Source organism: Clostridium hominis (assembly GCF_014287825.1).
GTDB classification, from domain to species: Bacteria; Bacillota; Clostridia; order Clostridiales; family Clostridiaceae; genus Clostridium; species Clostridium hominis.
This window is the reverse complement of the sequence record NZ_JACOOO010000042.1, coordinates 11,946-28,516: the sequence shown is the minus strand read 5'-3', so window position 1 is coordinate 28,516 and position 16,571 is coordinate 11,946. Positions and strand designations below refer to the sequence as shown.

The following is a 16,571-nucleotide window of genomic DNA, read 5'->3' as shown; positions in this document are numbered from 1 at the left end:
TGTTTCCTCCTATTATATTCCTATAATCTTTAATAAAGGATTTATTATAAGGTCTATAATCTTTATACCTATAAAAGGGGTAATTACTCCACCTAAACCGTAAATAAGCATATTTTTAGCTAACATTTTTCCAGAGCTCATAGGTTTATACTTAACACCTTTCATTGCTAAAGGAATAAGTGCTGGAATTATTATTGCATTAAATATTAAGGCAGATAAAATAGCACTTTCTGGAGTTGCAAGTTTCATAATATTAAGAATTTGCATTTCTGGTATTACTATCATAAATATAGCTGGAATTATAGCGAAGTATTTTGCAACGTCATTTGCTATACTAAATGTAGTAAGTGATCCTCTTGTGATTAGAAGCTGTTTACCTATTTCTACAACTTCAAGAATCTTTGTTGGATCTGAATCTAAGTCAACCATATTGGCAGCTTCTTTTGCTGCAGAGGTACCACTATTCATAGCTAGTCCTACATTAGCTTGAGCAAGTGCTGGAGCATCATTTGTCCCATCACCAGTCATTGCAACGATCTTACCTTCAGCTTGTTCCTTCTTTATAGCTTCTATCTTATCTTCAGGCTTACATTCAGCTATAAACCCATCTACTCCTGCTTCTTGAGCTATAGTTGCTGCTGTTAGTGGATTATCTCCAGTACACATTATAGTTTTTATTCCTATTTCACGAAGTCTTGCAAATCTCTCTACTAATCCTGGTTTAACTGTATCTTTTAAATATATTACTCCAAGAATTTTGTTATCTACTGATACTACAAGCGGTGTTCCTCCTAGCTTTGATACGTCATTAACACTATTTTCTAAGTCATCTGGAATACTTCCATTTTGTTCTTTTACATATTTAATAATTGAATCTGCTGCACCTTTTCTAATTTTTGTACCATCTTCTAAATCTATTCCACTCATACGAGTTTGTGCTGTAAATTCTATAAAGGTTGCATCATAAAATTTATTTATATCAAGTTTATTATCAAGAGTAGTTCCAAGCTCAACAATAGATTTCCCTTCTGGAGTATCATCTTTTAATGAGGATGCTACTGAGTACTTAATAAGTTCACCTTCACTAACTCCATAAACAGGGATAAATTTTGATGCTAGACGATTCCCATATGTTATAGTTCCTGTTTTATCAAGAATCATAGTATCTACATCCCCACAAGCTTCTACTGCTTTACCTGACATAGCAATTACATTAAATCTTGTTACTCTATCCATTCCAGCTATTCCTATTGCTGAAAGAAGACCGCCTATAGTTGTTGGAATTAAACATACTGTTAAAGCAATCAATGTTGAAATTGGAATATCTACATTGCAATACGCTGCTATAGGATATAAAGTAACTATAACTATAAGAAATATAATAGTTAAACTTACAAGTAAAGTGTTAAGTGCTATCTCATTAGGTGTCTTTTGTCTTGAAGCACCTTCAACCATATTTATCATCTTATCTAAGAAAGATTCACCTGGGGATGATGTTATAATAATCTTTAGCCAATCACTAGCCACAGTAGTTCCACCAGTAACTGATGCAAAATCTCCTCCACTTTCCTTTACTACTGGTGCTGATTCCCCTGTAATTGCAGATTCATCTACTGAAGCAATTCCATCTATAACTTCACCGTCATTTGGTATTATTTCTCCACTCTTTACTAAAACTATATCGCCTTTTTTTAGTTCTGAAGCATTTATTATCTCTTCAGTTCCATCATCATATACAATTCTAGCCTTAGTATCCTTCTGAGTTTTCTTTAAAGTCTCTGCTTGAGCCTTACCTCTTCCTTCCGCTACTGCTTCAGCAAAGTTTGCAAATAATACAGTTATAAACAGTATTACAGAAACTACAATATTATATAACCTTAAATCTTCTACACTTTCTCCAAATATATTAGGAAATATAGAAAGTAATACTGTTATAAAAAAGCCTACTTCTACTACAAACATAACTGGATTTTTAATCATATATTTAGGGTTTAATTTTATAAATGAATTTATTACTGATGATCTTAAAATATCTTTAGTAATAAACTTTGAATTTTTCTTTTTACTCATACAAATCACCTCTATCTCCAAAGAGTTAAATGTTCTGCTATAGGTCCTAGTGATAAAACTGGAAAGAATGTTAACGCAGAAAATATTAAAACTACCATAACTAATGTTAATGAAAATCCAAAGGTATTTGTCCTAAGTGTTCCTATGGATTCATTTACTCTTCTTTTAGCCATTAATGATCCTGCAATTGCTAACTGAATGATTATTGTTATATAACGCCCTACAAACATTACAATTCCTGTAGTTATATTCCAAAAGTAGCTATTATCTGCAAGTCCTTCAAAGCCTGAACCATTATTAGCTGCTGAGGATGCAAATTCATATAGTACTTGTGTAAGTCCATGAAATCCTGGATTGCTTATCCCATCAACTCCTGCTGAAACTGAAACAGCCAATGCTGAAAATGCTAATATAAGTAATGGATGAAGTATAATACACATAGCTGCGAGCTTCATTTCTTTTCCTTCTATCTTCTTTCCAAGATATTCAGGTGTACGTCCTATCATAAGTCCGCAAATAAATACAGCTATAATTGCATATAATGCCATATTCATAAATCCTACACCTTTACCTCCAAAAACTACATTTAGCATCATATTTAGTAATGCTACCATTCCTCCTAGAGGTGTAAGTGTATCATGCATATTGTTTACTGTACCTGTTGTAAATGAAGTGGTTACAGTTGTAAATAAGGATGACTGAGCTATCCCAAATCTTACTTCTTTACCTTCCATACTTCCCATAGCTTGGCTTAACCCAACCTCTGCTAGCTCAGGATTTCCAGCTTTCTCTGCTAAATAACAAACTGTAAGCCCTATTAAGAATAAAATTGACATAGCTACGAAAATTGTTCTACCTTCCCCACCAAACAATACATTATTCTTATTTTTATTACTGCCAATATCTTCTTCTTTTTTACGATAATATACCATAAGACCAAAAACTATAATACAAGCCCCTGGTAAAACCATCATTGATAATAACTCTATAATATTTGAAACAACTGTAGGGTTTTCTAAAGGTGTTGATGAATTGGCTCCTAAAAATCCACCACCATTAGTTCCTATATGCTTTATTGACTCAAGAGCTGCTATAGGTCCCATAGCGATATCTTGATATTTTCCTTCTATTGTCTCTACAGTTTTATTAGCACTTAAATTTTGTGGGACACCTTGTCCAACTAATAAAATACCAACTATTAAAGAAAGTGGTATTAAAGCTCTAGTAATCACTCTTACTACATCAACGAAAAAGTTTCCTAAGCTTTTCTTGCCTGCTATACCTCTAATAAAAGCCATACATACTGCATATCCACTAGCTGCGGCTAAAAACATCATAAATATAATAACTGCCATTTGGCTTAAATATGATAAACCAGATTCTCCTGAATAATGCTGAAGGTTTGTATTAGTCATAAAACTTATAATTGTATTAAATGAAAGGCTTGGTTCCATTGATTCTATATTATTAGGATTAAATATAGGTAGATTTTGAATTCTAAGAATTATATAACCAATTAAAATCATTACTCCATTTGTAGCTATAAGAGCTAATGCATACTGCTTCCAATTCATATCCTCTTTTTTAATCCCACATATTCTAAAGATAAAATTATCTATAGGATTAAAAACAGGATCTGCAAAGGTCTTTTTATTATCAGCTATATGATATAAATATCTACCAATTGGTATAACTAATGCAATAAATAAACATAAAACTAAAATTATTTGTAACATATCTTATCCCCCTAAACTTAAAACTTCTCTGGATTCACAAGAGCATATAAAAGATATCCTCCGAGAAAAATTATTATTATTCCTAACAAAAACATAAAAGTTTTCCCCCTTAATTACTTATTTATTTGTTTATCACACCATCTTATTAATAAGCTGCTGCTTGAGAAAAGTATGAAAATTAATCCTATCATCATTAAATCCATAGTTTACGTCCACCTCCTATTGCTTTTATGTATTTAATATATAACTTACCAAATAAAGTTTGTGTTAATCTTATATATAAAGACATAAAGAAAGTATAAAGATTTTATTTAGTATTATTTAAATTTATTAATATCAAACACTTCATAAAATATCTTTATACTTTCTTAACATCTATAAATAAATCTTTATTTTATTTTTATATTCACTATATTATAATTGTTGTATAAAATTAACTTGTTTTAAATATGGGGGTTAAAATGAATGATTCTAGACCTGATCCTGAAAAACTACTTAAAGAAATAAAGAAAAAGGAAGAAGAGTCTTCTCGTGGTAAACTTAAAATATTTTTTGGTTATGCTGCTGGTGTAGGTAAAACATATGCTATGCTCGAAGCAGCTCATGCTTCAAAAAACTTAGGTATAGATGTAATTGTAGGGTACATAGAGCCCCATTCTAGGCCAGAAACAATAAGTCTTCTTGATGGTTTAGAAATATTACCACCATTAATAATAAATAAAAAAGGTATTACATTAAAAGAATTTGATGTAGATAAGGCTATTGAAAGACATCCAAAGATTATTTTAGTAGATGAACTCGCTCATACAAATGCTCATTTATGCCGTAATTTAAAAAGATATCAAGATATTGAAGAATTATTAAAGGCTGGTATCGATGTTTATACAACAGTTAATGTTCAACATATAGAAAGCTTAAATGATATAGTCTACCAAATAACTAAAATTACAGTTAACGAAAGAATTCCTGATAAGGTTTTTGATAATGCAGATAAAATTGAATTAGTTGATATTGAACCTGATGACTTAATAGCTAGATTAAATAGTGGTAAAGTGTATAAAAGTAGCCAAGCTAAGAGAGCTTTAGAGAATTTCTTTACTAAAGATAATCTCATTGCACTTAGAGAAATAGCTTTAAGACGTACAGCAGACCAAATAAATAATACCTTTGAAAAAAGAATACCGAAATCTAATCATAGTTATTATACTAATGAACACATATTGATATGTTTATCAAGCTCACCATCTAATGCAAAAGTAATTCGTACTGCTGCTAGAATGGCCAATGCTTTTCATGGCAAATTTACAGCATTATTTGTTGAAACACCTAATACAAAAGAGTTTTCAAAAAATAATATAAACAGTTTAAGGTCAAATGTTAAACTTGCTGAACAGCTTGGTGCAAATATCGTAACTATATATGGAGATAATATTCCTAAACAAATTGCATATTATGCAAGTATATCAAATGTATCAAAATTAGTTATCGGAAGATCTAATAATAAGAAAGGTCTTTTCCCAAAGCAAAGTTTTGTAGGAAGCTTAACAGAGCTTGCTCCTAGCTTAGAAATATACATTATTCCTGATAGTATAAAACCTTATAATAAAAATAATCCTAGACGTTTTAAAATAACTACACCTAAATTTATTGATATATTAAAATCAATTCTTATTTTGATAACAATAACTATTTTAGGATATTTATTTTATAAACTAGGTTTTAATGAAGCAAATATTATTACAGTTTATATATTAGGAGTTTTATTTATATCAATATGTACAGACGGGAAGCTATATAGTACAATCGCTTCGTTTTTAAGTGTTCTTATATTTAATTATTTTTTTACTGAACCTAGATTTACATTAAAGGCATATGATAATGGTTATCCAGTTACCTTTATAATTATGTTCATAGCAGCTACATTAACAAGCACCTTAACTAAAAGAGTAAAAAAACAAGGTCATCAAAGTGCTATGCAAGCAAGAAGTACAGAGGTTTTATTAGAAACTAGTCAGAAACTTCAACAAGCAACTGATAAAGCTAATATCTACTCTGTTATGGGTGAACAATTATTAAAGCTTCTTAACTCTACAGTTATGATATATCCCGTAACTAACAATAGCATTACTTCTACTCCAATAACTTTTCTTAGCTCTACCGAAGAGTCTATTGATGAATATATTACTTCTGATGAAATAGCTGTTGCAAAGTGGGTTCTTAAAAATAATAAAAATGCTGGAGCTACTACTCACACCTTATCTGGTGCAAGATGCTTATATCTTTCAGTTAGAGGACAAGATACTGTTTATGCTGTTGTAGGTATTGCTATAAATAAATCCGAGCTTGATTCCTATGAAAGAAATCTACTAATTGCTATGCTTGGAGAATTTGGACTTTCACTTGAAAAAGAAACTATTAACGAAATAAAAAAAGAAATCCATGCTCAAGCAAAGCAGGAACAACTTAGATCTAACCTTTTACGTGCCATCTCTCATGACTTAAGAACTCCTTTAACATCAATCTTAGGAAATGTAGGATTTCTAATAGGTAATGGAGATATGTTAGATAAAGATAAAATTAATGAATTATATTTAGATATATATGATGATTCTAAATGGCTTATTAACTTAGTTGAAAATATACTATCAGTAACTAGACTAGATAATGGTTCTGTTTCTATTAAGCTAGAGCCTGAATTATTAGATGAAGTAATTTTAGAAGCACTTAAACATATTAATAGACGGTGCTCTGAATATAATATTACTGTTGATTTATCAGATGACTTTTTAATGGCTAATATGGATTCTAAGTTAATAATTCAAGTAATAATTAATATTGTAGATAATGCTATAAAATATACTCCACCTGGAACAAATATTAAAATAAGTGCTCGCCCTTATACTGAAGATAGATTAGTTATAGAAATCAGTGATAATGGTAACGGAATTAGTGATACTGACAAACTTAAAATATTTGACATGTTCTTTACTTCAAGTAATAATACTGGTGATAATAGACGGGGTTTAGGCTTAGGATTATCACTTTGTCAATCAATAATTAATGCTCATGACGGTGAGATTTGGGTAAGCGATAATAAGCCTAAGGGAACTATTTTTTCATTTACGCTTAAATCAAAGGAGGTTAAAATCTATGAATAACTATAATATTTTCATTATAGAAGACGATAAAGCCATAAGAAACTTGATAACGACAACTTTAGAAGTTCAAGGATATAAATATCAAACAGCCTCTAATGGAAGTTCTGCTATTATGGGAGTACTTTCCTCAAAGCCTGATATAATCATCTTAGATTTAGGTCTTCCTGATATGGATGGTATTGATATAATAAGAAAGATTCGTTCATGGTCAGATGTTCCAATAATAGTTGTTAGTGCTAGAAGTGAAGATAAAGATAAAATCGATGCTCTTGACTCTGGCGCAGATGACTATTTAACAAAACCATTTAGTACCGATGAATTACTTGCACGGCTTAGAGTTACATTAAGAAGACTTAGAAACCAAAACTCTACACCTCAATCTATATCTGATACAACTTTTATTAATGGCGACTTAAAAATTGATTATTTATCAAGACAAGTTTATATAGAAGATAAAGAAATACATCTTACACCAAATGAGTACAAGCTCCTATGCTTGCTTGCTAAAAATGTAGGTCGTGTTCTTACTCATAATTACATTCTTAAAGAGGTTTGGGATAGCACATTATCCTGTGATACACAATCATTAAGAGTATTTATGGCTACACTTAGAAAAAAAATAGAAAAAGATAAATCTAATCCAAAGTATATTCAAACTCATATTGGTGTTGGATATAGAATGATTAAAATTGATTAGTTTATTAAAATAAAGGACTACCTCCTAGTAGTCCTTTATTTTGATTGTAAATTAGTATATAAATTTTTTGTATCTAAGTTTATACGCGCCCTATAAAAATCCTCTCCATACTCTATATACTTTTCAGTTCTTTTATAATTATAAGAAGTTATTCTTTGTAAATTATTCATAGGTGCTTTAAAGGTTGGCTCTAAATCCCAAGCTGCTCTATAATGCTTTCCTGACATATTTAAATCACCTTTCTTCTCATAATATATTCCTAATAAATTATGGACTTCTCCTGAAGAATCATTTATAAACATAGCTTTATGAATATAATCTAATGCTACTTCAAAATTATTTTCTTTTAAGTTGCTTATTGCTTCTTTAATATTTCTTGTATATTCTTTTTCAACTAAATACATATCAAACATAATTCTTATGCCTCCATATCCACCTTTCCTTTTGCCTATATTATATAAAGAAAAAAATAAATAGGATGTTAAGATATATTCATACTTATAAAGATCATATTAAAATTTGTAGTTTTACTTATCGAGTAAAAAAATAATGGAAAAGCCCTTAATCTAAAGACTCTTCCATATTATAATATTTTACTATATCTCCATTATAATTGGTATAATTATAGGTTTTCTCTTTGTTTTGCTATAAATAAAATATCCTACTTCATTACGTATATATTTCTTTATTTCACTCCATTTTAGAATTCTATTATCTATGCAATATTCTAAACTTCTACTAGCTACTTCCCTTATTTCAGAAACTAGTCCTTCAGATTCTCTAACATATACAAACCCTCTAGTCACTATATCAGGTCCACATAAAATATCCTTGCTTTCTTTTTCTAAAGTAACAACAATATTTATAATTCCATCATTCGATAATACCTTTCTATCTCTTAATACAATATTTCCAATATCACCGATACCAACACCATCTACTAAAACATTCCCAACTTGGACTTTTCCATTTATTCTAGCGGTTTTTCTAGTAAGTTCTAAAACATTTCCATTTTCTAATATAAATGTATTTTCCTTTTTTAATCCAAGCTGTTGTGCTATAAGTGAATGTTTTCTTAAATGCTTATACTCCCCATGTACAGGCATAAAAAACTTTGGTCTAACTATAGAATGTATAAGCTTTAATTCTTCTTCACAAGCGTGACCAGATACATGAATATCTTCAATAGCTTTATATATTACATTAGCGCCTTTTTTAACTAACTCATTTATAACTCTTGATACTGGCTTTTCATTTCCTGGTATAGGAGTAGCAGAAATAATTATCATATCACCTTGTTCGATATGTATACTTCTATGAGTTCCTGCTGCTATTCTAGTCAATGCTGACATTGGCTCTCCTTGACTACCTGTAGTTACAATAGTAATTTGCTCACTATTATATAGCTTAATATCTTTTAAATCTACCAATGTTCCGTCTGGTATATTTAAGTAACCTAAATTCATTGCAACTTCTGATATTTTCTCCATACTTCTTCCACTAAAAGCTACTTTTCTTCCATATATCACTGAAGAATCTATTATTTGTTGTAACCTATGGATATTAGATGCAAATGTTGCAACTATTATTCTACCATTAGCTTTTGAAAATAGATTTTTTAGAGTTTCCCCTACTGTCTTTTCTGACATTGTATATCCACTATGCCCTGAATTAGTACTATCAGCCATAAGAAGTAATACTCCACGCTTCCCTAACTCTGCAAATCTACCTAAGTCTATTACTTCTCCATCTACCGGGGTAAAATCTACTTTAAAATCACCTGTGTGAACTATTACTCCTAATGGAGTATGTATAGCAAGAGCACAGCTATCAGCAATACTATGATTGGTTCTTATAAATTCTACCTTAAGCTTATCAAGCTTAATAATTTCACCTGGTGTTACTAAATTCAAAGATGTAGTACTTAGCATATTAGCTTCATCAAGCTTACTTTCAATTAAGCCTAATGTTAATTTAGTCCCATAAATAGGTACATTAATTTGTTTTAATATATATGAAAAAGCTCCTATATGATCTTCATGTCCATGAGTTACAAAAAAGCCTTTTACTCTTTCCTTATTTTTTACTAGGTAAGATACATCAGGAATTACTACATCAACTCCTAGCATATCAGAATCTGGAAAAGTCATTCCACAGTCTATTACTACTATCTCCTCTCCATACTCTATAACAGTAATATTCTTACCTACCTCACCTAATCCACCTAAAGGTATAACCCTTATTCTATTTTTATTTTCCATTAAAATCTCCTTAGTTAATTATCCATAATTTTTATTTAATAAAATAATCCGCTCAACTAATAAATTAAAATTCTTAATCTACTTAACATTAAATTAAAAATCCACTAATGCCCGTATCAAATTTTTAATTGTATTAATGATTAAATAATTTATTTTAGTCTATAAAAAAACTTAAATAAATACAGAGCTTTACATCAAATATATTCATTTAACTTCCTTTACAACTACTCCTATTATATATAATAAACTTTTTAATTTCAATCTACTTTTTATTTTTATCTACTTTATCATATAATTATCTACATACTTTTTTATCTAATAACTCTATTTTTATTATATATAATAAAAGAATTAGTAGTTAGATTAATTAATTTAACTACTAATTCTACTTTCAACTTAACCAATTATAATCTTTTTAATCTATACAAGTTTTTCTTCAAATATATTATCTAAATTAAGTTTCTTCATTCTATTATTTATTTCATTTATATCAGTAGTATAAAGACCTAATTCTTCCATTCTCTTTAAATATCCAGCTCCAGCGAAAGTATATCTATTCATTCTACCTTCTCTTGTTGCAGACTTTTCATTTGCATATCCTATTAAATCTCCAATTGCTATTGATGCTGGTAATATTAATAGTGGCATTCCTATCATAAGTCTTACAGCGTTATGACCTGCTAATGATCCAGTACATATTGCTTCGGTATGACCTACAAATAATCCTGATTTTTCCCCTGCACAGAATAAATTGTCTACTCCAATAACCTTCATGTCATTAGTCCTTGGTGCAACTGAAAGGTACCTTATTGAATTACCTTTACTTCCTGCATATGGATCAACATACTTAGCATATTCTAATCCTTTAATCTTTCTTAGCTTTTCCAGTGGATAATAAGTTGTCATGAGTTTAGCATGACCTGTATCTAATAAAACTATATTTTCAGCAAATTCTTTTAAAGCATATTGTTGGCACACTTTAGTGCTTAGCTTGTCATAGTTAACATCTTCTTCTGGAACATGCAAGACTACAACACCTTTTTGATCTAATTCATTTCTTATATCTTCTGAAAGACTTTCTTTAGCTAGCTTACAAGATCCTGAAAATGCTCCTAATGAATCATCTTCTCTTTCACCTTGAATATCTTGAACGCCACACCTTGCACTAATACTCAATCTTGGTCCAAAAGCTGGGCATCTTAAAACACACATTGAACATCCATTGCCATATCTTAAGCAATTGCCCATTGGTCCTGTTGATCCTGTAGTTTCTATAAATACATCTCCACTTACATAAGTATCGTCACTTAATAGTATTCCGTTTATCTTGCTTTTTTCAACGTCTACATCCTTCACCCTCTTTTCTAGATGAAGTTTTATTCCCATATCTAAAAGGTATTCTCTTACCTTTCCTTCAATTATATTTACATCATATAAAGTTGCATGCTTATGACCTGGAAAATCTATATTCCTGTGTTTTGACCATTTATCTGTAATCTTTATTAAATCTCCTGCTCCTAATGCTATAAGTTCTTCTGACGCAGTAAATCTTCCGTTATTTCTCATAATTCCGCCAACATTTCCAAGTCCTAAAAGCAAATCTGTTTTTTCATATATATGGACTTCTGCTCCTGCTTTCTTTGCTGTAATTGCAGCTGCGCAGCCTGCCCATCCTCCTCCAACTATAATTACCTTCATATAAATCTCCTTCCTCCAAAGATATTACGAGGATCTGTTTGAACCTTACAAAGCCTCTTTACTCTATGGCCGCTAAATCTAGCAGTACAACTACCACATATTCCTTCACCACAACACATCTTCATATTATTACAACATGATAGGTCTATATCTTTTCTTTCTAACTCATCTAAATAATCTATTACCTTATAAGTTAATATATCTGCACCAGCTATATGAATTAAAGATACGTTATTATATTTAATAAGTGACTTAATAGCCACCTTAGCTTCTGGTGATAATTGCCCCTTTTCAATTAAATTCATTTCTTGTGGGATTAATTCTAATTTATCTAACCATTCATTAACGTATATATCGTTAAATGGTTGCTTATCTACAATAAGTGTTACTTTATTATCATTTTGAATTAGTCTTTTTAACACTGGCATCATAGGTGCCATTCCTATTCCTCTAGCTAATACTAAAACATGGTTATTCTTTTGTTTTTCTATGTTCTTTATCCCAAATACTCCATTCCAATAAGGTCCTCTAATTACTATATTTCCTTCCTTCTTTAGATCCAATATCTTCTTAGTTTTAATACCTCTTATTTCTATCATGACAGTTACTATATTAGTATTTATATCGGATTCTAAAATTGATATTGGAACATCATAATAAATATTTTCATCACTTCTTATAAAGATGAAGCTACCTGGTTTTGCTAAATCTATTGCTAACTTATGAGGTGCTTCAAATTTAATTATCAGTAAAGACTCTTCATGTAATATTCTATCTACTACCTTACAGCTAAAGACTTTTCTTTCTTCTTTAGGTTTATTGCCATTATCATAGAATTCTTGATATATGCAAACTCCTTTCCAGTTTAAGCAATCACAAAAATTACTTCCATGAAGCTGTGAACATAAAATACATTCTCCAGATGCTGCTAAATGACAAGGGCAAGCTTGTCCTACTTAAAAGCAACTTTCTGGAATGAATTAGTAATAGACTTAAAATCAATAGATATGCCTACTAACCCTACAACTATTGCTGATTATTTAAGGTATTACAGAAAACTCTATAATATATCCAGAAGACAATTAGAGGTAAAAGTAAATATTCCTATGAATTCAATTAAAAGCTACGAGGATAAAGATATATATCCTACAAGAGAAGTATCAATAAAATTAGCACAGTTTTTTAATTTAGATACAAAATACTTCTATGATCCATTTTATGAAAATAGCTTAGATATTATAAATATATTAAAAAAATATAGAGGAAATAATACATATGTATCTGTAGCAAAAAAGGTTGGTGTTCATGCTCATACATGGAGAGATTGGGAAAATGGTAAATACTTTATAAAAAGAGAAAATTTTTATAAACTAAAAAGACTAAGGATTATTCCCTAGTCTTTTCCTTTAACATTAATAAACCTTCATAAATATCGTTTCACAATAAATTGTTAATATTAGATTATAAGCAAAATCAAAAAGATTATGTATTTTCGTCTCTGTACTTCTATTTACACTATCTAAATACCTTACCTTTTCCATGAAATCCATAGATAATATATCTTCATTTATATTTGAAACATATAAAGTTAACCACCTTAATAAATCATTGTTCATATTGTAGTTTTTTTTAATTCTAAATATTACATTCTCTATAAATGTTGGTCTACATAATTTTTGCATTTCATTACTGCATAAAGAAAAACTCATAAATAATTTATCTGTTATTTTTCTTTCTAACTTTTCATTTATATTAAGTATAATATTATATGCAATATAATTAAATGAACAATTTATATATAAAACATCATTTGTAATATATTCATTAAGAATATTCTTTATATTATAATTATAATCATTTTTATAATTGCTTAACCCTCTTGTAAGTTCATCCATTAAGAAATTTGTGTAATCACACCTACTATATATATCATTCTCAGTTGAATTAACTTCATTCCTATCCCTTTTATATTCATCAAGTATAATAAGGTATTTATCATCTAGCATAGTCAGACCTACATATTCATCATAATTTACTCTAAATCCATCAATCTCATAACTATACTTTTTTTTAGTATTTCGATCTCCAAATACAACAAAACCATTTTCTTTAAAATAATTAATAAAAAACCATTCCCACTGCCCTAATAAATTTACATTACAATTTATTAAAGTTCCTGAAGTTATGAATAATCTTCCAATTGTATTAAAAGCTTCCTGTAATCCTTTATTATAATGCCTGTTCCCTCTTAAATCACTCATATGCTTATTGATTCGTCCTTTAATATTGGTAGACTTACCTATATAAATAAATTTTTTATATTTTGATGCTATATAATATATTCCAACATTAGCATCTACCTTCATTAGTTTTTCTAGTTCTTCAAAAATCTCTTTCATAACAACCTCCATTAATAGTTATTGTCATGATTACATTGCTTTAATCAGAAAAGATTGAACTTTAAATTAATTATTAATTTAAACAAATAAGACCACATTTCCTAAAAAGAACTACGGTATATCCATAGTTCTTATATTTTTCCTAACTCACCAGGCATTTTACTTATGAAAGTTGTAATTGCTTTTTCTCTTCCCCTAATAATATTAAGACTATGCCACATAGGCATATGAAGTAGATTCTCTATTTCGAAATCATTTCCTATTTCTTCTTTTAATAAATTGAAATTTTCCTTTTCAGCTCCTGCTAAAAGCATGAAGTTACATCCAGTACCCTTTAATGGTTCCCAAAGCTTTATATTTTTAAATTGGCCTAAAAATTGGCAGGTGAACACATAGGTTGTCCTAAACTTTCTATCCTCAGCTAAGTTTTTAATCATAAGACTCGCACTATTATCAAGTTGATGGATTTCATCAAGCATTATATGAACAACTTTTCTTTTATCCCTATCCGAAATCAACGCAGCTCTCTTCTGCCCTGCTAATTTCATTCTGGATAGAAAGTAAGTCATTACTATATCCTTTAATTCATAATCTGTGAAGTAACCTTCAGGCATAAGCACTAATACCACCTTATTTTGTTCAAATATTTCTGTGAAGTTAACATTGTTCCTATCTATCCCCAAAAGCATTTCCTCTGTTCTACTATCTCTCATAAGAGCATTAAATCTATCTAATACTCTATCTGCTTTTTCATTGGTTCCACTTGTATAGCTCTTACCAGCTTTACTCTTAGTAGTCTCATCTAAACTTTCTAATATAGAAAATCTAAAATCATCTTCCCTATAAATATTCATTTCTTTAACTTTACTAACTGCTGTATATCTAAATCTGTAGTCGGTAAGTATTTTATAAATACTATACATGTCAGTATATCCAGCTATAAAACAAATACTACATGCTGATATTAATATATTTCTCATATTTGCAGTAAGCGGCTGTGCATCTCCAATATTAATAGTATTAATGAATTTTTCCATCAACATACAATAATCAGATGCAAACCTCTTTATTGTTCGTTCGTATTCATCATCCTTAGGAATAAATGAAATATCAAGCTCTGGATAATCAAAAGTAAATCCTTTGCTTAGATCCAGTACAACTACATCATCTTTAGGAATATGTCTTGCTACTTCCCAAGCATTTTTATTATTTTCAATGTAATCAAAGTAAATAATGCAATCTCCACCTTTATATGCATTATAAACATAATTTTCAAAGTATGTTGACTTACCAGCCCCTTTAACTGAAACAATAGCTTTAGATTGGCATAATAAATCTTTATTTCTACTCCAATAAGCTTCACTTTTACCACCATAGATATGCCCTATTGGAATATATCCATCTTGAAGTTCCTTAGGTACTTTAATTTCAGCATAATCTAATCTTTCTATACCTAATTCTTTTTGAAGTGTAACTTGTGGTAATTGTAATAAGTTTTGTAATTCACTTACACTTAGTATCATTTTTTGATTATCTAAAGGCGCATAAAACAGTTCTCTGTTCACTATTCTATTTAAACTATATTTAGACTCTTTTATAGTTTTTAATATTAATGTATTATCTAAATCTAAACATCCAAAGCAATTTGCAAACTGCTCCAATATAAAATTTCTTCTACCTTCACTTTTAGCATATACTATTCCTCTGATGGATACTTCAAATCCTCTCTCTGTTCCTTTTTCTAAAGTTGCTCTTTTTAATCCTCTTTCTCTCTTTATTAAGCTAACATCATCATCTGTTGTGTCAATTTTCTCTACTCCATCTGGACCATACATTATCTCTTCTGCTATATATAGTGTTTCAAGCGCTACATTTAAAGCTACATTACCAAATACATTAAACATATCTTTAGCAGTAATCTTAAATTTTCTAGGCATTTTACCACGTTTGAATTTATTGTATGCAGCAGTATAAGTCTGCCACCAATCACTGCTTAAAGGTTCAATTATTACTTGATATATAAACTTCTCTCCCTCTTTAAGCTGTCTCTTTAAATCTAAAATATATTTTAATGGCTCAAGGCCTTTATTCGAAGTTTTTAATGAAAACATAAAATGTTCTCTGCTTTGCATAGTTGCTACAGTCATATTTTTAGTAATTTCAATTGGATATTCTCTTACTACATCATCAAACTTTATCTTATCTATATATTTAGAATACGTCTTTTTTACATTTTCTAAATCTCTACTCAATAACCTAAATTCAATATTTTTTGAAGTCATCTCTATTTCATATATAAAATTATTTTGCAGAATCAATAAATCTGTTTCCTCTTTAGACTCTAAAACTTTCTTAACAAAATCTTTTCTAACCAAAGATTTTAAATGAATTGACTCTCCCTCTTCAAGAAGTTTATCTATACATTTAAAATTGTATCTCTCTGAATATCTCTTTGGCTGATGAAGTGCTTTCGCTAAATCCTTAATATTAGTATTTGAAAGTGTACTATGTGGAATTATTCTTAAACCTTTCATATATCCCCCTATAAAATT

General features: G+C 29.4%; 11 protein-coding genes and 1 pseudogene. 3 read left to right on the top strand and 9 right to left on the bottom strand.

Annotation, left to right across the window (positions count from 1 at the left end; genetic code table 11):
- Positions 1-12: 12 nt before the first annotated feature.
- Genes kdpB through kdpF form a run of 3 tightly spaced genes read right to left on the bottom strand, consistent with a single transcriptional unit; the run spans position 13 to position 3,901 of the window.
- Positions 13-2,070 carry a potassium-transporting ATPase subunit KdpB gene (gene kdpB, locus H8S20_RS17485; RefSeq protein WP_186860915.1) on the bottom strand — a complete coding sequence of 686 codons (2,058 nt, stop codon included), beginning with the start codon at positions 2,068-2,070 and terminating at the stop codon, positions 13-15.
- Positions 2,071-2,081: 11 nt separating this feature from the next.
- Positions 2,082-3,806 (bottom strand): potassium-transporting ATPase subunit KdpA, encoded by a 1,725-nt coding sequence (gene kdpA / locus H8S20_RS17480; protein ID WP_186860914.1) that lies wholly within the window; start codon positions 3,804-3,806, stop codon positions 2,082-2,084.
- 17 nt (positions 3,807-3,823) lie between these two features.
- A complete protein-coding gene (kdpF, locus tag H8S20_RS20840) occupies positions 3,824-3,901 on the bottom strand; it encodes a K(+)-transporting ATPase subunit F (RefSeq protein WP_081921746.1) in 78 nt (25 codons plus the stop codon).
- A gap of 366 nt (positions 3,902-4,267) precedes the next feature.
- On the opposite strand from kdpF, the gene H8S20_RS17470 reads away from it, so the two are divergent.
- Together H8S20_RS17470 and H8S20_RS17465 are read left to right on the top strand one after the other, a co-directional pair.
- Positions 4,268-6,964, top strand: a complete 2,697-nt coding sequence (locus tag H8S20_RS17470; protein WP_186860913.1) for an ATP-binding protein — start codon at positions 4,268-4,270, stop codon at positions 6,962-6,964.
- Entirely contained in the window at positions 6,957-7,661 is a 705-nt protein-coding gene (locus H8S20_RS17465) for a response regulator (protein ID WP_186860912.1), read from the top strand. Before H8S20_RS17470 ends, H8S20_RS17465 begins: the two co-directional genes overlap by 8 nt.
- A 35-nt stretch (positions 7,662-7,696) precedes the next feature.
- Here H8S20_RS17465 and H8S20_RS17460 read toward each other — a convergent pair whose 3' ends face one another.
- From H8S20_RS17460 to H8S20_RS17445, 4 genes and pseudogenes are all read right to left on the bottom strand, one after another.
- On the bottom strand, positions 7,697-8,074 hold the full coding sequence (locus H8S20_RS17460) for a hypothetical protein (RefSeq protein WP_186860911.1): 378 nt from the start codon (positions 8,072-8,074) through the stop codon (positions 7,697-7,699).
- A 183-nt stretch (positions 8,075-8,257) separates the two neighbouring features.
- Positions 8,258-9,922 carry a ribonuclease J gene (locus tag H8S20_RS17455; protein WP_186860910.1) on the bottom strand — a complete coding sequence of 555 codons (1,665 nt, stop codon included), beginning with the start codon at positions 9,920-9,922 and terminating at the stop codon, positions 8,258-8,260.
- Between the two features lie 420 nt (positions 9,923-10,342).
- Positions 10,343-11,620, bottom strand: a complete 1,278-nt coding sequence (locus tag H8S20_RS17450) for an FAD-dependent oxidoreductase (RefSeq protein WP_186860909.1) — start codon at positions 11,618-11,620, stop codon at positions 10,343-10,345.
- A pseudogene (locus H8S20_RS17445) lies at positions 11,617-12,564 on the bottom strand (sulfide/dihydroorotate dehydrogenase-like FAD/NAD-binding protein); the annotation flags it as partial. The pseudogene H8S20_RS17445 and the gene H8S20_RS17450, both read right to left, overlap by 4 nt.
- Between H8S20_RS17445 and H8S20_RS17440 the strand changes: the two are divergent.
- On the top strand, positions 12,553-13,017 hold the full coding sequence (locus H8S20_RS17440) for a helix-turn-helix domain-containing protein (protein WP_186860908.1): 465 nt from the start codon (positions 12,553-12,555) through the stop codon (positions 13,015-13,017). The pseudogene H8S20_RS17445 and the gene H8S20_RS17440 overlap by 12 nt on opposite strands.
- Positions 13,018-13,032: 15 nt before the next feature.
- Here the strand turns inward: H8S20_RS17440 and H8S20_RS17435 are convergent, their stop codons facing one another.
- Together H8S20_RS17435 and H8S20_RS17430 are read right to left on the bottom strand one after the other, a co-directional pair.
- Complete coding sequence (locus H8S20_RS17435) at positions 13,033-14,019, bottom strand: GIY-YIG nuclease family protein (protein ID WP_186860907.1); 987 nt, start codon at positions 14,017-14,019, stop codon at positions 13,033-13,035.
- Between the two features lie 131 nt (positions 14,020-14,150).
- Positions 14,151-16,553 (bottom strand): hypothetical protein, encoded by a 2,403-nt coding sequence (locus H8S20_RS17430; RefSeq protein WP_186860906.1) that lies wholly within the window; start codon positions 16,551-16,553, stop codon positions 14,151-14,153.
- Positions 16,554-16,571 lie beyond the last annotated feature (18 nt).

Bases quoted from the DNA above. Each gene is read 5' to 3' on its own strand.
- kdpB (WP_186860915.1), bottom strand. From the start codon at position 2,070: ATGAGTAAAAAGAAAAATTCAAAGTTTATTACTAAAGATATTTTAAGA.
- kdpA (WP_186860914.1), bottom strand. From the start codon at position 3,806: ATGTTACAAATAATTTTAGTTTTATGTTTATTTATTGCATTAGTTATA.
- kdpF (WP_081921746.1), bottom strand. From the start codon at position 3,901: ATGTTTTTGTTAGGAATAATAATAATTTTTCTCGGAGGATATCTTTTA.
- H8S20_RS17470 (WP_186860913.1), top strand. From the start codon at position 4,268: ATGAATGATTCTAGACCTGATCCTGAAAAACTACTTAAAGAAATAAAG.
- H8S20_RS17465 (WP_186860912.1), top strand. From the start codon at position 6,957: ATGAATAACTATAATATTTTCATTATAGAAGACGATAAAGCCATAAGA.
- H8S20_RS17460 (WP_186860911.1), bottom strand. From the start codon at position 8,074: ATGTTTGATATGTATTTAGTTGAAAAAGAATATACAAGAAATATTAAA.
- H8S20_RS17455 (WP_186860910.1), bottom strand. From the start codon at position 9,922: ATGGAAAATAAAAATAGAATAAGGGTTATACCTTTAGGTGGATTAGGT.
- H8S20_RS17450 (WP_186860909.1), bottom strand. From the start codon at position 11,620: ATGAAGGTAATTATAGTTGGAGGAGGATGGGCAGGCTGCGCAGCTGCA.
- H8S20_RS17440 (WP_186860908.1), top strand. From the start codon at position 12,553: ATGACAAGGGCAAGCTTGTCCTACTTAAAAGCAACTTTCTGGAATGAA.
- H8S20_RS17435 (WP_186860907.1), bottom strand. From the start codon at position 14,019: ATGAAAGAGATTTTTGAAGAACTAGAAAAACTAATGAAGGTAGATGCT.
- H8S20_RS17430 (WP_186860906.1), bottom strand. From the start codon at position 16,553: ATGAAAGGTTTAAGAATAATTCCACATAGTACACTTTCAAATACTAAT.